The following is a 21,827-nucleotide window of genomic DNA, read 5'->3' as shown; positions in this document are numbered from 1 at the left end:
GGCTTGGACTTATTCGGCCGCGACGGCAGCCTTGCTGTTGAACCGGTCGATGATCGCGTCAGCGCAGTCGCGCCCGTCGCGGATCGCCCAGACAACCAGCGACGCACCGCGCACGATGTCACCGATGGCATAAACGCCGTCCATCTCGGTCTCACCGGTCTGGAACGCCGCCTTGACGGTGCCCCAGCGGGTCACGGGCAGATCGGGCTGGCCGAACAGGGTGGGCAGGTCTTCGGGCTCGAACCCCAGCGCCTTGATCACCAGATCGGCCTCTTCGACATAATCCGCGCCTTCGATCACTTCGGGCGCCTGACGGCCGGTTGCGTCCGGCTGACCCAGGCGCATCTTCTGCACCATCACACCGGTCACCGTGTCATCCCCGGTGAACCCTTTGGGGGCGCTCAGCCATTCAAAGATCACGCCCTCTTCCTCGGCATTCTGGGTTTCTCGCTGCGAACCGGGCATATTCGCGCGGTCGCGGCGATACAGACATTTGACCGAGGTGGCGCCCTGACGGATCGAGGTGCGCACACAGTCCATCGCGGTGTCACCGCCGCCGATCACCACAACTTTCTTGCCGTCAGCATTCAGGCGGCCATTGTCGAAATCTTCGACCGCGTCACCAAAGCTCTTGCGGTTCGAGGCGGTCAGAAAGTCGATGGCTTTCTCGATCCCGGCCAGTCCGCTGCCGGGCATGGACAGGTCGCGAGATTTATAGACACCCGTCGCAACGATCACCGCGTCGTGGCTGGCGCGAATTTCTTCGAACTTGCCCGCATCCACATCGCAGTTCAGAACGAAATTGACCCCGCCGTCTGCCAGCAGGTCATTGCGGCGCTGCACGACGTCTTTTTCCAGCTTGAAGCCCGGAATGCCGTACATCAGCAACCCGCCGGCACGGTCATAGCGGTCATAGACAGTGACCTGAATTCCGGCGCGGCGCAGCATATCCGCCGCCGCCAGACCACCGGGACCGCCGCCGATGATACCAACGCTTTCGCCACGTTCAGCGGCGGGCGCGACGGGCTTGACCCAACCTTTGTCCCAGGCGGTGTCGGTAATGTATTTCTCGATCGTGCCGATGGTGACGGTGCCATGGCCCGATTGTTCGATCACGCAATTGCCTTCACACAGGCGGTCCTGCGGGCAGATGCGGCCGCAAATCTCGGGGAAGGTGTTGGTGGCCTGACTGGTCTGATAAGCCTCTTCCAGACGCCCCGTTGCGGTCAGGTTCAGCCAATCCGGGATATTGTTGTGCAACGGGCAGTGCGACTGACAATAGGGCACACCGCACTGACTGCACCGGCTGGCCTGCTCTGCCGCCTTGTCCGCCGCGAATTCAGCATAGATTTCGGCAAAGTCGTCCTTGCGGTCACCTGCGGCACGCTTTTCCGGCATGACGCGGTCGATCTGCACAAATTTCAGCATCGGTTGCTTGGCCACGGGTCAGACTCCATGAATTGGCTTGGTCGGGTTTCTTTAAGAGATGCACGGTCGGATGAAAAGTCAATCCTACTGACCTAGTTTGAAAAAATTTTAGCAAACCGGTCAACTCGGCGGAAAAATTCCATGTTTTTAGTTCCGAATCGGACCTATATGTGCGCTTTCCTTTTCCGCACCACACTTATACCCATTGATCACAAACAACACGTGACGGCAGCACGGGCAGTAGAATGAGTCTTTTTCAGTTGATTCTCGCGGCGATTATTCAGGGCATCACTGAATTTCTGCCGGTCTCTTCCTCGGGCCATCTGATCCTGCTGCCCAGCCTGACCGGGATGGACGACCAGGGGCTGGCCATCGATGTCGCCGTGCATGTCGGCACGCTGGGCGCGGTGATTCTGTATTTCTGGTCGGACGTGAAACAGGCGCTCGCGGGCCTGCCGCGCGCCCTGACCGGGCGAACCGACACGGCACAGGCGCGCCTGGCCATGTGCCTGATCATCGCAACCATTCCGACGGTCGTGATCGGCGCCATCCTGTTCAAAACGGGGTACAGCCAATCGCTGCGTTCGATGGCAGTGATCGGCTGGACCATGCTTGGGTTCGGTCTGTTGCTGTACTGGATGGATCAGAAAGGCCCGCAAACCAAACGCAGCAGCGACTGGAGCCTGCGGGACGCGGTGATACTGGGGTTGTGGCAGGCACTGGCGCTGATCCCCGGCACCTCGCGCTCGGGCATTACGATCACCGGGGCGCGGCAGCTTGGGTATACGCGGGAAGACGGCGCGCGCATCGCCATGCTGATGTCGATTCCGACCATTCTGGCATCGGGTGTTCTGCTCTCTGCCGATGTGATCCGCGAGGCGGACGCCCAATTGGCCAAAGACGGCGCAATCGCCGCCTTTTTCGCCTTTGTCTCGGCGCTGCTGGCTTTGGCTCTGATGATGCGTCTGCTGCGCAGCATCAGTTTTACGCCCTATGTCATCTATCGCGTGGTTCTGGGCGCGATCCTGCTGGTCATCGCCTATAGCTGATCAGGTCCGCAGGTTGTCGGCCGACTTCTGAATTTCGTCATACTGGCCCGAGGGGCGGAATTTCCACAGGTAATCGGGCAGCACCGATTCCAGCGTAGCGGGCTCGATCCCCAGATCGGCAAACCCCTTGGCCCCGTCGGTCACCACATTGTCGCGGCGCAGGTTTTTCAGCTGATCCCGGGTCAGGATATGGTTCGGGAACAGCTGAAAACTGACGAATTTCGCAATATCCAGCAGGCCCGCCATGATCCGCGCCGCAAAGAAAGGGATACCAATGATGACACGGCGGCGATGGATGACCTCAAGCATCTGTTGCATCAGGGCGCGGAAGGTTTTCACCTCGGGTCCGCCCAGCTCATAGGTACCGGCCTCTGCCTGACCCACAGCGCCCCGAACCGCGGCCTTGGCCACGTCATCCACATAGACCGGCTGGAATTTGGTTTCCGAACCGACCAGAGGCAGGAACGGCCCCATACGGGTCATCCCGGCAAAGCGGTTAAAGAACTGATCCTCGGTTCCGAAAATGACCGACGGCCGCAGGATCACCGCATCCGGCATATGGGCCAGTACGCCGGCCTCACCCTGCGCCTTGGTGCGGGAATATTCGCTGTCGGACTCCGCATCCGCCCCGATGGCCGAGATATGCACCATCCACGCAACGCCCTGTTCGGCAGCCAGGCGCGCGATCCGCTCGGCCCCTTCGGCCTGAACCGCGTCAAACGCATTCTTGCCCAGTTCGTTCAGCACGCCCACGCAGTTAACCACCGTATCCGCCCCATGCATCGCTGCCGCGACTGAGGCATCGTCGCGAATATTGCACAGGATGGGCTCGACCTGACCGACCACGCCATAGGGTTTGACAAACATCGCCTCATTCGGACGCCGCACCGCAACCCGCACGCGCCACCCTTCATTCGCCATGCGCCGTGCGATATACCGACCGACAAATCCCGATCCGCCATAAATCGTGACCAGTTTGGACATGAGTGGGCTCCTGCTGATGGGTCCTGATCCGATCTACCGCCCAAAGCCCCGGCAAACAAGGCGCAATAACGCCGCGCGGGGCCGAAATTCCTGCCCGATCAGGACGCTTTCGGACATGGGTCAAAAAACTTTCAAAAAACTTCCCGAATCCGGTTGACGCCCCCCGCCAGTAGGCTTAAACGCCCCTCCACGACACCTGCCCAGGTGGCGGAATTGGTAGACGCGCTAGCTTCAGGTGCTAGTGTCCGTATGGACGTGGAGGTTCGAGTCCTCTCCTGGGCACCAAATCCCCGACACGATACAGAATAACGACGCTTTGGCGCAGCTTTCGGGGTCGATTTCCGATACTCGCAGCCTGCGCGTCAGGCCGGTTGCGGGCTTTGGTCCTACCATCTGTAATGTGGCTCGCGCTCTCCTCTGAGAAAGCGTGAGACGTCGATGGCGTCGATGACCAGGGAAACGGAGTTGAAGGCGATCAGTAGGACAACCCAGTTGTAAAGACCCGGCTGGGAAATACTGTCCGGCAGGTTCATCAGAAAATACCCGATCATCGGAATCCAGAGGACATGACCGATGCCCAGCAGCCTGACGAAGCCCAGCCTGAGATAGATGGCGATCATCACGGCGATGCCCGCGCCGATCGCGATAAGGTTCATCTGTGCGTAAAACGTATCGAGAAAGAACAGAGATCCCAGATTTACCAGTATCAGGCAGATCGCCCAGACCCTCGGCAGGGGCGCGAACCGAAAGAGAACGATCCAGAGAATTTCAAACGCACGCATGTCCCCACTTTCGACCTTCGCTCGCGTCCTGTCACCTTTCAATCCGTGCGGGCGGCAAGCTCAGCCATTTCGCGATGCCGCATGGCGGCCTGCGCCTTGACGCGATTCACAAACGGGGCGGGCAGATCGGGGCCCTTCGCGGCCATGTAAGCGCGACAGCTCTCATCGCCGATAAGCTCGGCATATTTGATCCATGTCCGGAACGCGAAGACGTCGCGCAGGCTGATCAGGGGCTTGGTATTGCTTCTTCTCTGCGGGGCCGCAAGATTCAACCCGCTGAAATAGCTGTCTTCGATCTTCCGCCACCCGGCCGGAGTTTCGAAAGGTTTCTGATCCGGTGAATCCAAATATTTGAACTCCGGGTATTCCTGGCCGTACTCGGAACAGCCATGCGATATCTTTGCGTGCACACCGGTAATTCCGAACAGGGCCTGCAAATCGCACAGCGCCGTCCGGCAGGCCTGCGCCTCGGCGATGCTTTCGCAGTAGATATAAGCCTTGTAGGGAAACTTGATGCCGTCGCGCAGCTCGATCATGCATTTCCGGGCGTTGTCGCCGGGCAGGTCGAGGTTGAGCAGCAGGAAATAGGTCTGAAACATCGCCTCAAGGTTTTCGGGCAATATCTGAACCTTGTAGCAATCATGGCACAGGCCGGGGATCACACTGGTTTCCTTGAAGAATTTCAACTTTTCGCCACAATGCACATCCTGCCCGCGAATGGTCATCACCCGGCCGGAAAAGACCTGACCGAACGGTACAGCCTGACGGATCCGGGCGGATTTCAGAATGTCCAGCCATTGCGCATAGGCGGCAGCGTTGCCGGCGGGGTTCAGAAAAGACGACCGCCAGTCCGGTTTCAGGGATTTGGCGATACGAGCCTGCGCCTTGCCAAAGGCACCGGTCGGAGCGGTCCGGGATCCGGAAAAATCCAGCAGCGTGACAAGCCGCCGGATCATTTGCAGATCGCCGGGCTTAATCGCCAGCCACTCTTCCAACTGTTGCAACTGTGCTAGGTTTTGCACCCTGGCCTCCTGCTGCCGGATCATCCGCCTGCTGCCAAGGTGATCGCGCCGATTGGTGCTGCCGTCAACCGAATTGCGCTTTGTGGGCGCGGCCCCTGTGGGCCGGGCCCGGCGGTTGCCCGATATCAGGACACCGATTGTTCCGAGACGATCTCGCCAAACCGGGTGAAGAATTTGCCTGACAGTTTCTTGGCCGTCCCTGCGATCAGCCGGCTACCGAGCTGCGCGATTTTTCCGCCCACATCCACTTTGGCCGTATAGCCCAGAATCGTCTCGGCGCCGTCTTCTGTCAGTGTCACCTCGGCGCCGCCCTTGGCGAACCCGGCCGCTCCGCCCTTGCCCTCGCCGGTCAGGGAAAACCCGTCCGGCGCGTTGGAATTGTCCAGCGTCACCTCGCCGGCAAACCGCGCCTTGACCGGGCCGATCTTCAGGACAACTTTCGCCTCAAGCTCTTGCGGTGAGTTCTGGATCAGTTCCTCGCAGCCGGGGATGCATTCCTGCAGAATGTCGGGGTTGTTCAGAGCCTGATACACGACATCCCGGGGTGCCGCGATACGGATTTCGTCACTGAGTTCCATTCATGTTTCCTTCGTTCAACAACATCTCGGATAAACCAAAAGCGCGGTTTCGGCCGCCTGTTCCGCAGATTGCTCGGGGCCGGCCGGCCACAGGGACCGCAGGCGATCAAGCAAATTTTTCATCATCGGACGCCTCCGTGGATTTGTTGGTGTTTCGCCACAGCACAACCTCGGCCAGAATCGAAAGGGCGATCTCATGCGGGTCGATCGCGTGAATATCCAGACCCGCCGGAGATTTGAGCTGCGCCGCCCGCACCGGATCCATCCCTTGCGCGATTAGCTTTGCGACCAGCGTATCAGCCTTTTTACGGCTGGCCACCATGGAAACACGCGCCGCATCCGTTTGCAGCGCGGCCATCAACGCAGCTGCATCACCCCGCCCCTGCGTGGCCACGACAACGAAATCCCGCGCCGAGATGCGCAGTTGCCCGATGGTCTCCGGCGTGAACCGTGCGTAATCGCCTTCCGTCTCGACCTCTGCCGTCACGCTGACGCGAAATCCCGCCAGCGCCCCATGCGCCGCCAGCGCAACTGCAATGGGCGAGTCTCCAAAGATCACCAGACGCGGCGCAGGCTGATAGGGTTCCACCAGCAGATCGACGGTGCCGCCGGACGGGCATCCGCTTTTGTAGGTCTGCACACCGTCAGGATCGGACATGTTCACCACCTTTTCCGAAGGTTTCACCCGGATCATCTGCGGCGTACCGCTGACCAGCGCCGCCCGTGCCGAGCTTTGCACAGCGCGCTGAACGCAAGCCCCGCCGAGATGGCCCAGAATGCGTCCGTCCTTTGTGATCGCAGCCTTACCCCCGGCCTTGGCCGAGGTTGCATCCGCCGTGCGCAACACCGTGGCGATGCAAAACCCCTCGCCGGATTGGCGCAGGTCTTCGATTGTGTCGAATATGTCGAAACTTGCCATACGGGGTCCTTTCACAACCTTCGGAACTGCGGTTCCAGCGCCGCAAGCGCGTCCAGCGTATTGGCGGGCAAATGCGCGTCCAGATGCGGTTCAGCCGCCTGCATCGCTGCCGCGACAGGCTGGTAATTCTGCCAGCCCTTCAGCGGGTTCAGCCAAACGATCCGCCGCGCCTTGCGCCGGATGCGCGCCAGCACCTCGCCCAGCGCCTGCGGGTCCGAGCTGCAATAGCCGTCGGACAGGATCAGCACGATGGTCCGCCCGTTCAGCGCCCGAGCTCCATACCCGGCCAGAAAGCGCTCCAGACTGCCCGAGATATCCGTGCCGCCCCCGAACCCCTCGGCCATCAGCGACAGCCGCCCGGCCGCGCGCAATGTGTCGTGGTCGCGCAGCGCATCGGTTACGCGCATCAGGCGGGTGTGAAACAAATAGGCATCCGCCTGTGCGTCACTGCCGATTAGACCTTTGAGAAAGGCCAGAAAGACGCGCGCATAGACGGTCATCGACCCGCTGACATCGCACAGCGCAACGATCCGCATCGGGCGTGGAGGCCGGGCGCGGCGGAACAGGTCCATCGGCTCTCCGCCACGCGCAAGACTGGCCCGCTGTATCCGCCGCATGTCCAGCGCCGGGCCGCGCAGGGATTGCCTGCGCCGGCGCGATCGGCGGTCGCGAATTGCACGCGCCAGGTTCAATGCAACCGTTTCGGCCTGTTTCAGAGCCTGTTCATCCATCAATTCCCGCAGATCCCGGCGCGACAGGTTGGCCGTACGGGTCGCGATCAGCTTCCCGTCTCTCCCCACAGCCTCCCTGTCGCCCGGATCAGGAGCGGTGGCCTGATCCGATCCGTTGTGCTCCTCTTCCGCGTCACTGTCCGGCTGTTGCCAGATCATCGGTTTTGCGGCCTGCACCCGGACATGCTCGGTTTGCGCCGATCCGTGCCGGTGCCTGCCGGAGTTGAACCAATAGGCGTCAAACAGGTCGTGAAAGCGGCGCCAGTCTTCCGCATCACCTGCCAGAACGGCACACAGCGCCTGCCGCGCCTGATGCGCATCGGTGGCTTCTACCGCTGCCAGCGCCGCAAGCGCATCGCCGGTTTCCCGCGGTCCCACCCGCATACCGTTCATGCGCAGATGCGCGATAAAGCCGGACATGCGGTCTGCCAATCCTGCAGCACGCGAGGGAAACCGCGTGACCCGCATCACGCCACCTTCCCGATCAGACGATCCATCACCTCTGGCGGCGCGGCGTCGTAATCCGCGGCGGTCTTCAGTAGACAGACAAGGGTCGCCTGCACCTCATCCCGCGATCTGGCCAGATCGTTGACGCCCAGGCCCGACAGCGCCGCCGCCCAATCCAGCATCTCGGCAATGCCCGGCCTTTTCTCAAGCTCTTCCTTGCGCAGCGCCTGAACGACACCGACGATCTGCCGGGCCAACACCGCTTCGATCTGCGGCATGCGCGCCTGCAGGATCGCCAGCTCCGTTTCGCGCGACGGGTAATCGAGGAAGCCGTACAAACACCGCCGCCGCAGCGCGTCCGACAAATCGCGCGTTCCGTTGGCAGTCAGGATCACGATCGGCCGTACCTGCGCCTTTATGGTCCCCAGTTCGGGGATGGTGATCTGAAAATCGGACAGGATCTCCAGCAGGTAAGCCTCGAACTCCTCATCCGCCCGATCAATCTCATCAATAAGCAGTACCGGAGGCGCGTCAGCAGATATAGCCTCTAACAAGGGCCTTTTCAGCAGATACGCATCAGAAAACAGCTGCGCCTCGCCGACGCCACCCTGCGTTTCACCCGCACGAATTGCCAGTAATTGCCGCTGGTAGTTCCACTCATAGATGGCATGGCTGGCATCCAGCCCCTCATAGCATTGCAACCGGATCAGGCGCGCATCCCGCCACGCCGCCAGTGCCTTGGCCACTTCGGTCTTGCCCACGCCTGCCGGCCCTTCCAGCAACAAAGGCCGCCCCAGCTCCTGCGCCAGATGCAGCGCCATCGCCAACCGGTCATCGGCGACATAACCCTGCGCGGACAATCCGTCTTGTACATCACTCAAAGTCAAAACCAGGATCCAATCTTCATCTGGCTATTAATACCTCGGGGGAGGTTCGGAGGGGGTAGAACCCCCTCCGTTCGGTCTGACCGGCGCAAGCCGGTCCGAGACCTATTACCCGTGCAGCCCCAGACCGTTCGCTATCTTCCAGATGCGCCAATGGTCATGCGGCATATGGCTCTGCACCAAGCCAAAGGGCCGGAACGCATCATGCACCGCGTTCGAGAACGCCGGCACGCCGCCCACATTCGGGCTCTCGCCCACCCCTTTCGCACCAATCGGATGGTGCGGAGACGGTGTCACCGTGTGATCGGTGGTATAGTTGGGGGTCTCCCACGCGGTCGGTAGGAAGAAGTCCATCAGCGTACCGGTCTTCACATTGCCCAATTCATCATAGGCGATCTCCTGACCCATTGCGATGGCCAGCGCCTCGGTCACGCCGCCATGGACCTGCCCTTCGATGATCATCGGGTTGATCCGTGTGCCGCAGTCGTCCAGCGCATAGAACTGCCGCACCTCCCATTCGCCGGTATCCACGTCGATCTCCATGACGCAGATATAGGCCCCGAACGGATAGGTCATGTTCGGCGGGTCATAATAGCTGACGGCTTCCAAACCCGGCTCCAACCCCGGAATGGCCTGATTATAGGCGGCAAAGGCGATTTCCTTCATGGTCTTGAACCGCTCAGGCGCGCCTTTGACGGCGAACCGGTCCACGTCCCATTCGACGTCGTTGTCGTGGACTTCAAGCAAGTAAGCCGCGATCATCTGCGCCTTGGCGCGGATTTTGCGGGCAGCCATGGCCGTTGCCGCCCCCGCAACCGGAGTAGAACGTGACCCGTATGTGCCAAGCCCGTAAGGCGCGGTATCGGTGTCACCTTCCTCCAGCGTGATATCATCGGCGGGCAGGCCGATCTCACTGGCGATGATCTGGGCAAAGGTCGTGGCATGGCCCTGACCCTGACTGATTGTCCCCAGCCGTGCGATGGCAGACCCGGTAGGGTGGATGCGGATTTCGCAGCTGTCGAACATACCCAGCCCGAGGATGTCGCAGTTCTTCACCGGCCCTGCACCCACAATTTCCGTGAAATGCGTTAGGCCAATCCCGAGCAACTTGCGGGTTTTCACGGCCTTGAAATCCTCGATCCGCTGTGCCTGTTCCGCGCGCAGACCGTCATAATCCACAGCTTTCAGCGCCTTATCCCAGGCGGTATGGTAATCGCCCGAGTCATATTCCCAGCCCAGCGCCGACTGGTATGGGAACTGATCGGCCCTGATGAAGTTGATCCGGCGAAGCTCGGCGGCATCCATGTTCAACTTGATGGCCAGAACCTCGATCATCCGTTCAATGAAATAGGCGGCCTCGGTCACGCGGAAGGAACAGCGATAGGCCACCCCGCCCGGCGCCTTGTTGGTATAGACACCATCGACGGCCAGATAGGCGGTGGGGATGTCATAAGACCCGGTGCAGATGTTCATGAACCCGGCCGGGAATTTGGTGGGATCAGCGCAGGCGTCAAAACCACCGTGATCCGCCGTGGTATGGCACCACAGGCCGGTGATCTTACCGTCCTTCGTGGCTGCAATCTTGCCCTGCATCCAGTAATCGCGGGCAAAGGCAGTGGTCATCAGGTTTTCCATCCGGTCCTCGACCCATTTCACCGGCTTGCCGGTCACGATGGACGCCACAACCGAACAGACATAGCCCGCATAAGCCCCGACCTTGTTGCCGAAACCGCCACCGATATCGGGGCTGATCACGCGGATATTATGCTCGGCCAGACCAGAGATCAGCGACACAACCGTCCGGATCGCGTGTGGGGCCTGAAACGTGCCATAGAGCGTTAGCTTGCCGGTCACCTTGTCCATCGAGGCCACGCAGCCACAAGTTTCCAGCGGACAGGGATGGGTGCGGTGGTAATAGACCATTTCCTCGGCAACCACGTCAGCCTCGGCCAGAACCGCTTCGGTCGCGTCTTTGTCGCCCTGCTCCCAGGTGAAGATATGGTTGTGGTGCTTTCGGGGGCCATGCGCGCCCTCCGTCTGACCTTCGAGGTCTTCGCGCAGAACAACGTCCGATTTCAGCGCCTCAAACGGATCGGTGAGGACGGGCAGTTCTTCATACTCAACCTCGACCAGTTCCACTGCATCCGCCGCGATGTACCGGTCTTCGGCGACCACATAAGCCACCTCCTGACCCTGGAACAGCACTTTGCCATCGGCCAGCACCATTTGCTTGTCACCCGCCAGCGTCGGCATCCAGTGCAGACCCAAAGGCGACAGGTCTTCGGCCGTCAAAACAGCAATCACACCGGGCAGCGCCAAGGCTGCCTCTTTGTTGACGCTGACAACACGGGCATGTGCGTAGGGGGAGCGCACAAAATCGCCGAACAGCATCCCGTCCAGCTTGAAGTCATCGACATAGTTGCCCTTGCCTTGGGTAAAGCGCACGTCCTCGACGCGTTTGCGGGCACAGCCCATGCCTTTGAGGTTGGCGGCGCGTTCTTCGGGGGTCAGAGTCTGGTCGTTCATTCCGCGGCCTCCTTCTGTGCATTGAGCATGTCGGCAGAGGCCGAGATCGCCTTGACGATGTTCTGGTAGCCAGTGCAGCGGCACAGGTTGCCGGCCATGCCAAAACGGATATCTTCTTCAGTCGGGTTCGGGTTTTCCTGTAGCAAGCGATGCGCGCGAGTGATCATGCCCGGTGTGCAGAAACCGCATTGCAGCCCGTGATGTTCACGGAACATTTCCTGCAACACACCCAGGCTGCCATCGTCATTGGTCAGCCCTTCGACGGTGGTGATTTCTGCGCCGTTCACCTGCGCGACGAAGGTGGTGCAGGATTTGACGGACTTACCGTCGATATCCACAGTGCAGGCCCCGCAATGGCTGGTCTCGCAGCCAATATGAGGCCCGGTGGTTTTCAGGTCTTCCCGCAGGAAGTGGATCAGAAGCGTGCGCGGCTCGGCCAGTCCTTCGACCTGCTTGCCGTTCACGGTGAGTTTGACGTGCATTTTCGACATAGGTTCCCCTCCCTCAACCCGCGCGGCTGTGCGCGCGGTCGATGGCGCGGCGCAGCATCACGGCGGCCACGTGTTTCTTGAATTCGACGGGGCCGCGGTTGTCAGCCACCGGGTCGATCGCGTCGAGCATCGCCGCGACGCAGCCCTCAACATCCCCGCCCGCCAAGGCGCTGCTGGCGCTTTCGGACCAGATGGGCGTGTCGGCCAGATTGGTCATCGCGACCGAGGCCGTTCCGTTGCCCACCATCACAGCAGCGGCTGCGGTCGCATAGTCGCCGATCTTGCGCTTTTGCTTCTCGTAAGCCTGTCCAACACCGGCGCCGGGCACCGGGATTGATATGCGAGTCAGAATCTCTTCGTCCTCACGGGCGGTGAAATAGGCGGCCTCATAGAAGTCACGTGCAGCGACGCTGCGGTCGCCATCCGGGCCAGAGAGTTCAAACGTCGCGTTCAGGCATTGCATCAGCCCCGGCATGTCATTACCCGGATCGCCATTGGCAACGTTGCCACCGACAGTGCCCATATACCGCACCTGCGGGTCAGCAATCTGCAAGGCCGCCTCGCGGATCAGCGGGATCACGGCGGCCAGACCGTCATGCGTGATCAACTCGTGCTGCGTGACCATCGCGCCCAGGGTCACGGTGTCAGACCCGATCTCGATGCCCTTCAATTCGTCTATGGCCTGCAGGTCCACCAGATGGCCCATCTCGGCCATGCGCAGTTTCATCATCGGGATCAGGCTGTGCCCTCCCGCAAGCACGCGCGCCTCGTCTCCGTGTTCCTGCAAGATGCCAATGGCCGAGGCGATATCGCCTGGCCGGTGATACTCAAAACCGGCTGGTATCATGTTTTTCCTCCCTGGGTCCGGGCGATCTGCCTTGGGGGACCTGAGATCAGAAAAACGGCTGCGGCCTTATGCCTTCCAGTCACAGGCAACGGGGGGCGCCGCTTGTTTCACCAGTTGCGAATAGGGCGCACGAGCTGCGATCAAAGCCCCAGCGCGTCGCGAATGTCCGGCAGACGGGATCGGCTGACAGGCACTTTGGCCAATGCGTCGACACTGTCGAAATAGCAGGTGCCGTTATCCTTGTGCCGCTCAAAGCCCGAGACATGGCTGGGGTTCACAAGATAGCTGCGATGGGCGCGCAGAAAGCCATCCGGTTTCAGCCGCGCTTCGGCCTCGGTGATCGACCAGGGGCAGAACAGCTTTTCCGCACCCATATAGAGCACGGTATAGTGCCCCTCGGCCCGGATGGCGGCAATCCGGGCGGGCGTTGCGAAAAAGGTCTGGCCTTCACGCTCGAACGGGACGCCTGCGCGCAGGGTGGCGGGCTCGGGTTCGGGCGCAGGTTCGGTGCCTGCCCCGGGTTCCGGCCCGATGAAACTGATCCCGGTCAGCAGGAACGCCCCGCAGATCAGGAACACCGCCACCGTGACCCCCATCGCCAGCACCTGATTGTTCAACGCCGGCCCGGCCCCGCCCGCGCTGTCGCTGGCGACAAAATCGGTCAGGCCAGTGGCCACGAAATGCATGGTGAACACCGCCAACCCGAAGCACCCGGTTCCCAGGAGGATGTTGCGCTGGGTGCGGTTGTCATAGGCCACCCAGATCGCCATGACAGACAGCACGACCGAGGCCAGCGTGGCAATCGCCACGTCCCAGGCGGTGTAGACCGGGCGGCACAGCTGCATCCCGGCCATGCCGACATAATGCATCACCACAATGCCCAGACCGACGATAACCCCGGCCCCGATCATCGTTTGCCCGCTGCGGGGGCGGAAATGCAGCAGCAGCAGCGCCAGACCCACCATCAGGATAGCCACCAGCGCAGAGATCAACGTGATCAGGGCATCGTAGTAGAACAGGATCGGCAGTTGCAGCCCCAGCATCGCCACGAAGTGCATGGACCAGATGCCACCGCCCAGAATGACCGCAGCAAGCGCGACGACCAGCTTGCGCCGCTGATCGTCCAGCCTGGACGCGCCATGCGTCAGATAGAGGCCGGTAAATCCGGCCATCAGCGCCACGGCCAGCGACGCCGCCACAAGCCAGGCGTTATGGGAATAATCCAGCATTTGGGTTTGCGCGCCCTCCCCGACGCGAGGGCGACGTTAGCAAACGGATTTGATTGCGACAATTGGCTGATGGTCACGAAATGCCGGGGCCGCCCCTGCACGAGGGCGGGCCCCGTTTGCGTCAGTCGCTGATCGCGCCTTCCTCGTCCCGGCGCTGGTGCATCTTGGCCTTGAGCCGCGCACCCACGATCAGCGGCAGGACAAAGCCGATGATGGCAATGGCCCAGAGGGCGATCGACAGCGGGCTGTCGATCAGGGTCCACCAGTTGCCGTTGTCGATGGTGACCGCGCGGCGCAGGTTGTTCTCCATCGAGTTGCCCAGAAGCGTGCCCAGAATGATCGGCACCAGCGGCACGTCCAGCTTGCGCAGAACCCAGCCCATGACGCCGAACCCGATCATCACCAGCAGATCAAAGCTGGACCCCGAAATGCCGTAGATGCCGACAAAGCTGACCATGGCCACAATCGGCATCAGGATGCGCGACGGGATCATAAGGACGCGGGTGAACAGGCCGACCATCGGGATGTTCATTGCCAGCAGCATGAAGTTGGCGATGAACAGTGCCGCGATCAGACCCCAGACCACATCCGGGTTCTGGGTGAACAGCAAAGGCCCGGGCGTGATGTTCAGCGCCAGTAGCACCGCCAGCAGGACGGCCGTGGTCCCGGACCCCGGCACGCCCAGCGCCAGCATCGGCACCAGGGCACCCCCGGCGGCGGCGTTGTTGCCGGCCTCGGGCGCGGCCACGCCACGGGGATCGCCGGTGCCGAAGGTGTTTTCCTTGTCGACCAGCCGTTTCTCCATCGAATAGGAAATGAACGAGCCCAGTGACGCGCCGGCCCCAGGCAGGACGCCCGCGATGAAGCCAAGGAACGAGGTGCGCAGCATGGTTGGCGTGCAGCTTCGGATCATCGACATCGGCGGGTAGAGGCGGCCGATATTCAGCTTGCGCCCCTCCGCATCCGAGCCGCCGTGGCGGTGTTCGAGAAAGATGAACACTTCGGACAGGGCAAACAGGCCAACAATGGCCACAAGGAAGTCCAAGCCGTCATACAGGTGCACCTCGCCAAAGGTGAAACGCGGTACGCCGGTCTGGGTATCCACACCGATGGTGGCCAACCCAAGGCCCAGCGCTGCGGCAAAGGCCGATTTCGCCTGATTGGTCGAGGACACGCCGCCCAGCGTCATGAAGGCCAGCGCAAACAGGGCGAAATACTCGGCCGGTCCGAACAGCAGGGCGATCTTGACTAGCTGCGGCGCCAGGAAGATCAGCCCCCATGTGGCCAGAAACGCGCCCACGAATGAGGCGATGCCGGACAGCGACAGCGCCTCGCCGGCAAAACCCTTTTTCGCCATGGGATGCCCGTCGAGACAGGTCATCATGGCGGGCTCGTCACCGGGAATGTTCAGCAGGATGGATGAGATCCGCCCGCCGTACATTGCCCCGTAATAGACACTGGTCAGCAGGATCAGCGACGGTGTCGCGCCCAGACCCAGCGTGAAGGCCAGCGGGATCAGAATGGCGACACCATTTGACGGGCCCAGACCGGGCAACGCGCCCATGATCGTGCCCAGAAAACAGCCCAGCAGGGCCAGCATCAGGTTCTGCCATGTCAGCGCAATGGCAAAGCCGTCGCCCAGGGATGCAAGCGTTTCCATGATCCCCTCCTCAGAATCCCAGCGGGCCGCGGGCCAGCGACAGGCCCAGAACCAGATGGAAGATGACGTAGATGCCCAAAGACGTGCCGACGCCCACCACCACGCTTTCAATCGGGCCGGACCCCAGGCGCCAGGCCAGATAGGTGGCGGCAAAGGCGGTGGCGATGACAAAACCCACCACCGGCAGGAATTCGGCGTAAAGGATCATCATGACCACGGCTGCGCCGACCTCGACCAGACGGCCCAGCGCGGGCCATTCCGGTTCGGCGTCGGGGCGCAGGGCGATCACGATGCTGGACAGGCCCAGAATGGCGGCGATGATCAGCGGGAAGGCTTTGGGTCCAACGGCGTCGGACAAAAAGCTTTCTTCGATCGCCAGTGCGGATATGGCGAAGCCGATGGCGAGAAGCAGTCCGACAACCCCGAAGATGCGGTCACTCATCGGTGTCTCCTTTGGTTCGGGTAAATCTGTTGATCCGGGCGCCGCGGCAAACGCAGCGCCCGGATACCTGTGGGTGGTGGTGCTATTTGATGATCCCGATCTCTTTCGAGATGGTCTGAATCTGCCCGACGGATTCAGCGACGAAGTCCTGGAAGGCAGCGCCCTGCAGGTCCAGCGGGGCCAGACCGTTGGCGGCCATCACGCCTTTCCACTCGTCCGAGGCATAAAGATCGCCGATCTTGCCAACCCAGTCGCCATAAGCCTCATCGGTCATGCCGCCCGGAGCGTAGAAGCCGCGCCAGTTGGCCCCGATGGCGTCCACACCCTGCTCTTTCGCGGTCGGGAATTCAGCGAACTCGCCGGGCAGACGTTCGGGGGCCAGCACCGCGACCACCTTGATGTCGCCGGAGTCCACAAATCCCTTGGCTTCCGAGATATCGCCGGTGAAGGCCTGAACCGAACCGGCCAGCAACTGCGTCACCGCCTCGCCACCACCGTCAAAGGCGATGTATTTGACCGAGCGCACATCGTCGATGCCATAGGCATTTGCGGCGATCAGAACCTTCAGGTGGTCCCAGCCACCCACGGCTGATCCGCCCGCGACCGACACGGCCGTCGGATCGGCTTTGATCTGGTCCAGCAGTTCGGGCAGCGTGTTGACCGGGCTGTCCGCCGCAACGGCGATCACGCCGTAATCCGCGCCGATCGCAGCCAGCCAGCGCACCTGATCCATCGAATTGCCCGGATAGGCCCCCTGCGCCAGCCGGGTGGCGGTGGCGGCGCTGGCCGCGACGATCAGTTCATTGTCTTCGCCGCGCTTGTTCACCACTTCGGCAAAGGCCACACCACCACCGCCGCCGGCAAGGTTCACGACCTGCATGGTCTGGTCTATCAGACCAAGATCCTGCAGCGACTTACCCACCTGACGGCAGGTGAAATCCCAACCGCCGCCGGGGTTGGCGGGGGCGATACATTCCTGTGCGCTGGCGGCAACGCCGGACAGGGCAAAGACAGCAGCCGCAATCGCGCCGCTGGTTCCAAACAGTTTCATTCGTGTCTCCTCCTCAGGTCTTTTTGGGCTGCTGTCCCGCAGCCGAAACCGGTCCCCGCAGGGAATGGGCGCATGACCTTTCCTTGCAGGTTGAACCTGTTTACCGAATAATGCTGTCACGAACCTGTCACGTTCCGGGTGGGCGGTTTTTGGGGGAACCATGCGCGTATTGATGATCGAGGATGCCGAGGATCTGGCCGAAGGCGTCGTGGCCCATCTGGCTCGCTCGGGCGTGGTGTGCGATCTGGCGACCACCGTGGAATCAGCCCATGATTTCCGCGCCGTACAGAGCTATGACGCGATGCTGCTGGACATCAACCTGCCCGACGGATCCGGGCTGAATTTCCTGGGCAGGATCCGTGCCTCGGGCGATCGTATTCCGGTTCTGATGCTGACGGCGCTGACCTCGGTCGAGGATCGCGTGGCCGCGCTGGACAAGGGGGCTGACGACTATCTGGGCAAGCCCTTCGATCAGCGCGAGCTTGAGGCCCGGTTGCGCGCGCTGGTGCGCCGCGACGCAGACCGCAAGAGCGAACAGATCGCGCTGGGCCCGCTGGTCTACGCCCCCAAGGACCGCAGCGCCACACTGGACGGCAAGCGCGTGAACCTGACCGCGCGCGAGGCCGCGGTGCTGGACGAACTGATCCGGCACGAGGGGCAGTACCTGTCGAAAGCGCGGCTTTACGACTCGCTCTATGGCTTCGAGGATGCGGATGTCGGCGAAAACGCGATCGAGCTTTATATCGCCCGCCTGCGCAAGAAATTCACCGGCAGCACGGTCAGCATCAGCACCCGGCGCGGCGTGGGGTATCGGATCGGTCTGGATGGCTAGCCTGCGCCTGCCCCACAGCCTGACCGCCCGCGTTCTCAGCGCCGTGGTCCTGATCCTGATACTGGGCGGGTTCCTGGTGGGCCTGTCGATCTGGGCGAATGGCCGGCTGGCGGCCCGGCAGGCCTATGACCGGCTGCTGCTGGGGGCGGCAAGCGATATCGCCGAGTCGGTGCGCATTCAGGACGGCGCGCCCATCGTCGATCTTCCGGTTTCGGCGTTTGAGTTGCTCGCGCAAGCCCCGGATGACCGGATTTTCTATGCGGTGCAGATCCCGGGCGGCCCGTTCATCACCGGGCTGGACCGCGACACCGTGATCGAGGTTCCGCAGAACACCGGGACCGCGCCCTTCTATTTTGCCGCCGGGCTGAATGGTGAACCGGCCCGCTTCGTCCGCGTGACCCGCCTGTTTGCCGAACGCGACTTTTCCGGCGAGGTCGAAATTCTGGTCGGTCAGACCCTGCGCGCCCGGCAGTCGATGACAGCGGGGCTGATGCGGGACGCGCTGCTGCCGATGGCGGTGGCCGGTATGCTGCTGCTGATCATGTCCTGGTTTGTGACCCGCTCTGCCCTGCGCCCGCTTGAGGCGTTGTCCGAGGATTTGACCCGTCGCGACCCTTATGACCTGACGCCGATGGCCAGCGACGGGCTGCCGCGCGAGTTGCAGGTCATGCTGCACGCGATGAACCGTTTCATGGGGCGGCTGGACCGGCAGGTGGACACGATGCGCAACCTGATTGCCGACACCGCGCACCAGCTGCGCACGCCGGTTGCGGCAATCCGGGTCCAGGCCGAGATCGCGCAGGATGACCCCGACCCGCCGGCAAGGCAACGCGCGCTGGCCCGGCTGCTTGGCCGCACGCGGTCCCTGGGCACGCTGCTGGATCAACTGCTGTCGCGGGCCATGGTCATCCACCGCATCGACAGCGCGCCCCGCCGCCCCGTTGACCTGCGCGAGGTGGCGCTGGACGTGCTGGAACACAGCGATCACGAGCTGATCGCCCCGGGTGTCGAGGTGCGGCTGGACATCGGCGAAACCCCTGTTCTGGTACATGCGGACGCATTTTCAATCGGCGAGGCCGCCAAGAACCTGCTGGGCAACGCGCTGCGCCACGGTCGCCCCCCTGTCAGCATCGGCGCTGCGCAAGAGGCCGGGCAGGCGGTGCTGTGGGTCCGGGATCAGGGCCCCGGCCCCGCCACGCCCGTTGCGGAAAATCTGGGCGACCGGTTCAACCGCAACACGGGCTCGGGCGAAGACAGCGCCGGTCTGGGCCTGTCCATCGTGAAATCCACCGCCGAGGCGTTTGACGGCAAGGTGGAAATGGCGCGCGACAACAGCGGCTTTCGCGCAGCACTGCGTTTTCCGGCCGCTCGGGACGGGGGCATGTCATGATCCGGGTTCTTCTGTTCAGCGCGCTTCTGTCTGCAATCTCGGGCGTAGTGTCGGCGCAGGAGGCAACGGCCCGGTTCGGCGCCGGCCAGACCCCGATGCTGATCCGTTCCACCACCGACATCGCCATCATTGCTCCTGTGGTTGCGCGTTTCGCCGAGCAAAACCCCGATCTTGAGATCACCTATGAACAATGGGGATCGAATGCACTGTTCCAGCACAGCCGCACGGTCTGCAAAACGGGCGAAAACCCCGCCGATGTGGTGTTTTCCTCGGCCATTCAGCAGATGGTCTGGCTGGTCAATTCGGCCTGCGCCTCTCGCTACAGTTCGGACCTGACCGATGCGCTGCCCTCTGCCCGGCGATGGCGGGATGAGCTGTGGGGCATCACCACCGAACCCGCGGTCATTGTCTATAACAAGACCTATCTGCGGGATGACGAGGTTCCGCGCAACCGTTTTGCGCTGCTGGATGCAATGCGCACGCAGCCCGACCTGCTGCGCGGGCGCGTGGCGACCTATGACATTGCGGCCTCGGGCCTGGGCTATTTGTTTGCCTATGGCGACAGTCTTGAGGCGACGACTTTCGGTTCGCTGATCGAAGGGTTTGCCCGGGTGGATGCCGTCGCGACCTGCTGTTCCGCCGAAATCATCCGCGCGGTGGGCGACGGGCGATTCCTGATCGCTTACAATGTGCTTGGGTCTTATGTGGCAAACGCCAAGGCGCCCGGTGTGGGTGTGATCCTGCCCGAGGATTATACGCTGGTGCTGTCCCGCGCCCTCATGATTCCGGACCACGCCCGCAACAAGGCGGCGGCGACCGGGTTTCTGGATTTCCTGCTGTCACCCGACGGTCAAAGCCTGCTGGCGGCTTCGGGGCTGGTCGCCCGGATGGACGAAACCGAGACCGGGCTGACCCCCAGCGCCCGCCGTTTCATCGCCCTGTCCCCGGCGCTTTTGGTGGCGCGGGATCAGAACCGGCGGGCCGGGCTGTTCAAGCTGTGGAACGACGCGTTCAATGTGGAAACGGCACATTAGGCCGGTTTTTCGACCGCGGGTTCGACATCGGGCCGCACGGGTTCGACCTCCATGTCAATCACCTCGGGGCCGGCAGGGTCCTCGATCTCTTCGATTTCGGGCTCGGGGTCCGATTGGTCCTCAAGCGCGCCGACGATCAGGGGCAGCATGTGGACGCCGGTCGCGGTGGCGATTTCCGGGGTCTGCGGGGTTTGCCAGCTGAGCGTGTCAAAGCTGTGGCAGTTCTGGCAGACCGGAGCCCATTCGGCCTGAATATCGTGGCAATTGTCGCATACCCATTGCGGCCCGCGCGGTGCGTTCAGCGCCTTGGCCAGCCAACCCTGTACCACCGCGTCTGACGATCCTTCGCCCCGCTCAATGGCCGCCATCAGCGTGTAGGCGCGGGCATCGGCCTGTTTCTCGACCACATCGCCCAGCGCCCTGCGGGCTTCGGGGAAATCCTCGGCCACGATGTTCAGTTCAGCAAGGATCAGGCGGGTTTCCGGGTTTTCGGGATGGATACGGGTCAGTGCGGTAAACCGCTTGATCCGGTCGACCGGGGTTTCATCCGGCGCAATCTCGGCAAAGGCATGGGCCAGATCGGGATGCGGCTGAACCTCCCACGCCTTTTTCAGGATCTTGGTTGCAGCGCGCGGCTTGCCCTTTTCGATATAGGCCCGCGCTGCCATTGCCGCTGCCGGAACCAGATCGGGCGACAGGCGGTTGGCTTCGATCGCGTGCTCCTGCTGTTCGACGGTTGCGGTTTCGTCCAGAATATCCTTGGCCTCGGACAGGGCCAGAACCGCATCGCGGCGTTTGAACACATCACGCGGCAGGTGTCCGGATTTCAGCTTGGCGGTCAATGTCGACCGCGCCCCGGCCCAGTCCTGCGCCTTGGTTTGCAGGCCCAGCAGGATATCCTGCGTCTCCTGGTGGCGGGGTTTGATCGCCAGCGCCTTTTCGGCCAGTTTGCGGGCGGTGTCGTCATCCCCCTCGGCCAGCTTCTGTTTCATGATGCCACGCACGCCCACAAAGCGGGTGGCGTTGTTGGTGACCAGCTTCTTGTACGTGTCTGACGCCTTTTTGGTGTCACCATTCATCTCGGCGGCCTGTGCCACCAGCAGATTGGTCAGTTCGGGCTTGTTCAGCAACTTCTCGGCCTTGTTCGCCTTGGTCATCGCCACGCGCCCTTCGCCCGAAGCCAGCGCCATGATCCCGTCGGCCAGCGCCTTATAGCCGCGCTGTTCCCGGCTGCGGTCGAAATAGCGCGACAGGGCGGTTTCGTCGCCATTGAGAAAATGAAGCGTCGCGATCAGCAGGGTCAGCAGCTTGAAGAACAGCCAGATCGCAAAGACCAGAACGCCCAGCGCGATCACTGACTGTAGCGGCCCCAGCGTGTATTCCGTACCCCCGGCGGTGATCTGAACCCCGCCGCTGGTTTCCATCAGGAACATGGCACCCACGGCCAGCAGCCCGATAATCGCTACAAAAACAAGGATCTTAAACAGTGACCACAGCATGG

The 21,827-nt window shown here is 62.2% G+C and carries 20 protein-coding genes and 1 tRNA gene; 5 read left to right on the top strand and 16 right to left on the bottom strand.

Translation table 11 applies throughout. From position 1 onward, the window contains the following. Positions 1–9: 9 nt before the first annotated feature. Entirely contained in the window at positions 10–1,443 is a 1,434-nt protein-coding gene (locus ACR0D8_RS15125; RefSeq protein ID WP_480647691.1) for an NAD(P)-dependent oxidoreductase, read from the bottom strand. A gap of 230 nt (positions 1,444–1,673) precedes the next feature. Here ACR0D8_RS15125 and ACR0D8_RS15120 point away from each other — a divergent pair, with 230 nt between their 5' ends. Beyond that, positions 1,674–2,477, top strand: a complete 804-nt coding sequence (locus ACR0D8_RS15120; RefSeq protein ID WP_480647689.1) for an undecaprenyl-diphosphate phosphatase — start codon at positions 1,674–1,676, stop codon at positions 2,475–2,477. On the opposite strand, the gene ACR0D8_RS15115 is transcribed toward ACR0D8_RS15120, so the two are convergent. Beyond that, positions 2,478–3,461 (bottom strand): complex I NDUFA9 subunit family protein, encoded by a 984-nt coding sequence (locus tag ACR0D8_RS15115; RefSeq protein WP_480647687.1) that lies wholly within the window; start codon positions 3,459–3,461, stop codon positions 2,478–2,480. It abuts the gene before it with no gap. 198 nt (positions 3,462–3,659) lie between these two features. Here ACR0D8_RS15115 and ACR0D8_RS15110 point away from each other — a divergent pair. Continuing rightward, positions 3,660–3,746 (top strand) — tRNA-Leu (locus ACR0D8_RS15110). Between the two features lie 101 nt (positions 3,747–3,847). Here the strand turns inward: ACR0D8_RS15110 and ACR0D8_RS15105 are convergent. From ACR0D8_RS15105 to ACR0D8_RS15045, 13 genes are all read right to left on the bottom strand, one after another. Further along, positions 3,848–4,243 (bottom strand): hypothetical protein, encoded by a 396-nt coding sequence (locus tag ACR0D8_RS15105; protein WP_480647685.1) that lies wholly within the window; start codon positions 4,241–4,243, stop codon positions 3,848–3,850. 38 nt (positions 4,244–4,281) lie between these two features. Then, a complete protein-coding gene (locus tag ACR0D8_RS15100; RefSeq protein WP_480647683.1) occupies positions 4,282–5,265 on the bottom strand; it encodes a hypothetical protein in 984 nt (327 codons plus the stop codon). A 125-nt stretch (positions 5,266–5,390) separates the two neighbouring features. After that, entirely contained in the window at positions 5,391–5,843 is a 453-nt protein-coding gene (locus tag ACR0D8_RS15095) for an SRPBCC family protein (protein ID WP_475156484.1), read from the bottom strand. Positions 5,844–5,949: 106 nt separating this feature from the next. After that, entirely contained in the window at positions 5,950–6,762 is an 813-nt protein-coding gene (locus ACR0D8_RS15090) for an XdhC family protein (protein WP_480647681.1), read from the bottom strand. A gap of 11 nt (positions 6,763–6,773) precedes the next feature. Beyond that, the gene (locus ACR0D8_RS15085) at positions 6,774–7,961 is read right to left on the bottom strand and encodes a vWA domain-containing protein (protein WP_480647679.1); all 1,188 of its coding nucleotides are present in this window, start codon (positions 7,959–7,961) and stop codon (positions 6,774–6,776) included. Then, entirely contained in the window at positions 7,961–8,827 is an 867-nt protein-coding gene (locus tag ACR0D8_RS15080) for an AAA family ATPase (RefSeq protein ID WP_480647678.1), read from the bottom strand. The genes ACR0D8_RS15085 and ACR0D8_RS15080 overlap by 1 nt, the downstream gene beginning before the upstream one ends. Before the next feature lie 105 nt (positions 8,828–8,932). Further along, positions 8,933–11,350, bottom strand: coding sequence for an aerobic carbon-monoxide dehydrogenase large subunit (locus tag ACR0D8_RS15075; protein WP_480647676.1), 2,418 nt, complete (start codon positions 11,348–11,350; stop codon positions 8,933–8,935). Beyond that, complete coding sequence (locus tag ACR0D8_RS15070) at positions 11,347–11,841, bottom strand: (2Fe-2S)-binding protein (protein ID WP_480647674.1); 495 nt, start codon at positions 11,839–11,841, stop codon at positions 11,347–11,349. The genes ACR0D8_RS15075 and ACR0D8_RS15070 overlap by 4 nt, the downstream gene beginning before the upstream one ends. Before the next feature lie 13 nt (positions 11,842–11,854). After that, positions 11,855–12,688 carry an FAD binding domain-containing protein gene (locus ACR0D8_RS15065; protein WP_480647673.1) on the bottom strand — a complete coding sequence of 278 codons (834 nt, stop codon included), beginning with the start codon at positions 12,686–12,688 and terminating at the stop codon, positions 11,855–11,857. A gap of 140 nt (positions 12,689–12,828) precedes the next feature. Next, entirely contained in the window at positions 12,829–13,917 is a 1,089-nt protein-coding gene (locus ACR0D8_RS15060) for an MHYT domain-containing protein (RefSeq protein ID WP_480647671.1), read from the bottom strand. A gap of 121 nt (positions 13,918–14,038) precedes the next feature. Further along, the gene (locus tag ACR0D8_RS15055) at positions 14,039–15,577 is read right to left on the bottom strand and encodes a tripartite tricarboxylate transporter permease (protein WP_480647669.1); all 1,539 of its coding nucleotides are present in this window, start codon (positions 15,575–15,577) and stop codon (positions 14,039–14,041) included. 10 nt (positions 15,578–15,587) lie between these two features. Then, positions 15,588–16,019, bottom strand: coding sequence for a tripartite tricarboxylate transporter TctB family protein (locus tag ACR0D8_RS15050; protein WP_475156453.1), 432 nt, complete (start codon positions 16,017–16,019; stop codon positions 15,588–15,590). 82 nt (positions 16,020–16,101) lie between these two features. Further along, a complete protein-coding gene (locus tag ACR0D8_RS15045; RefSeq protein ID WP_480647667.1) occupies positions 16,102–17,070 on the bottom strand; it encodes a Bug family tripartite tricarboxylate transporter substrate binding protein in 969 nt (322 codons plus the stop codon). Positions 17,071–17,230: 160 nt separating this feature from the next. Here ACR0D8_RS15045 and ACR0D8_RS15040 point away from each other — a divergent pair, with 160 nt between their 5' ends. The 3 genes from ACR0D8_RS15040 to ACR0D8_RS15030 are packed head-to-tail and all read left to right on the top strand — an operon-like array spanning position 17,231 to position 20,326. Further along, entirely contained in the window at positions 17,231–17,902 is a 672-nt protein-coding gene (locus ACR0D8_RS15040) for a response regulator transcription factor (protein ID WP_480647665.1), read from the top strand. After that, the gene (locus tag ACR0D8_RS15035) at positions 17,895–19,292 is read left to right on the top strand and encodes a sensor histidine kinase N-terminal domain-containing protein (protein ID WP_475156439.1); all 1,398 of its coding nucleotides are present in this window, start codon (positions 17,895–17,897) and stop codon (positions 19,290–19,292) included. The genes ACR0D8_RS15040 and ACR0D8_RS15035 overlap by 8 nt, the downstream gene beginning before the upstream one ends. Then, a complete protein-coding gene (locus ACR0D8_RS15030; protein ID WP_480647663.1) occupies positions 19,289–20,326 on the top strand; it encodes an ABC transporter substrate-binding protein in 1,038 nt (345 codons plus the stop codon). Before ACR0D8_RS15035 ends, ACR0D8_RS15030 begins: the two co-directional genes overlap by 4 nt. Here ACR0D8_RS15030 and ACR0D8_RS15025 read toward each other — a convergent pair. After that, entirely contained in the window at positions 20,323–21,825 is a 1,503-nt protein-coding gene (locus ACR0D8_RS15025; RefSeq protein ID WP_475156430.1) for a heme biosynthesis HemY N-terminal domain-containing protein, read from the bottom strand. The genes ACR0D8_RS15030 and ACR0D8_RS15025 overlap by 4 nt on opposite strands. Positions 21,826–21,827: the final 2 nt, after the last annotated feature.

This window comes from Ruegeria sp. BG10 (genome assembly GCF_056538575.1).
The sequence above is the reverse complement of the archived record's forward strand: the minus strand, read 5'-3'. Positions and strand labels throughout refer to the sequence as shown.

Coding starts and splice junctions, on each gene's coding strand:
- ACR0D8_RS15045 (WP_480647667.1), bottom strand. CDS start 17,070: ATGAAACTGTTTGGAACCAGCGGCGCGATTGCGGCTGCTGTCTTTGCC.
- ACR0D8_RS15075 (WP_480647676.1), bottom strand. CDS start 11,350: ATGAACGACCAGACTCTGACCCCCGAAGAACGCGCCGCCAACCTCAAA.
- ACR0D8_RS15035 (WP_475156439.1), top strand. CDS start 17,895: ATGGCTAGCCTGCGCCTGCCCCACAGCCTGACCGCCCGCGTTCTCAGC.
- ACR0D8_RS15120 (WP_480647689.1), top strand. CDS start 1,674: ATGAGTCTTTTTCAGTTGATTCTCGCGGCGATTATTCAGGGCATCACT.
- ACR0D8_RS15115 (WP_480647687.1), bottom strand. CDS start 3,461: ATGTCCAAACTGGTCACGATTTATGGCGGATCGGGATTTGTCGGTCGG.
- ACR0D8_RS15050 (WP_475156453.1), bottom strand. CDS start 16,019: ATGAGTGACCGCATCTTCGGGGTTGTCGGACTGCTTCTCGCCATCGGC.
- ACR0D8_RS15105 (WP_480647685.1), bottom strand. CDS start 4,243: ATGCGTGCGTTTGAAATTCTCTGGATCGTTCTCTTTCGGTTCGCGCCC.
- ACR0D8_RS15040 (WP_480647665.1), top strand. CDS start 17,231: ATGCGCGTATTGATGATCGAGGATGCCGAGGATCTGGCCGAAGGCGTC.
- ACR0D8_RS15095 (WP_475156484.1), bottom strand. CDS start 5,843: ATGGAACTCAGTGACGAAATCCGTATCGCGGCACCCCGGGATGTCGTG.
- ACR0D8_RS15070 (WP_480647674.1), bottom strand. CDS start 11,841: ATGTCGAAAATGCACGTCAAACTCACCGTGAACGGCAAGCAGGTCGAA.
- ACR0D8_RS15025 (WP_475156430.1), bottom strand. CDS start 21,825: ATGCTGTGGTCACTGTTTAAGATCCTTGTTTTTGTAGCGATTATCGGG.
- ACR0D8_RS15065 (WP_480647673.1), bottom strand. CDS start 12,688: ATGATACCAGCCGGTTTTGAGTATCACCGGCCAGGCGATATCGCCTCG.
- ACR0D8_RS15085 (WP_480647679.1), bottom strand. CDS start 7,961: ATGCGGGTCACGCGGTTTCCCTCGCGTGCTGCAGGATTGGCAGACCGC.
- ACR0D8_RS15090 (WP_480647681.1), bottom strand. CDS start 6,762: ATGGCAAGTTTCGACATATTCGACACAATCGAAGACCTGCGCCAATCC.
- ACR0D8_RS15060 (WP_480647671.1), bottom strand. CDS start 13,917: ATGCTGGATTATTCCCATAACGCCTGGCTTGTGGCGGCGTCGCTGGCC.
- ACR0D8_RS15055 (WP_480647669.1), bottom strand. CDS start 15,577: ATGGAAACGCTTGCATCCCTGGGCGACGGCTTTGCCATTGCGCTGACA.
- ACR0D8_RS15030 (WP_480647663.1), top strand. CDS start 19,289: ATGATCCGGGTTCTTCTGTTCAGCGCGCTTCTGTCTGCAATCTCGGGC.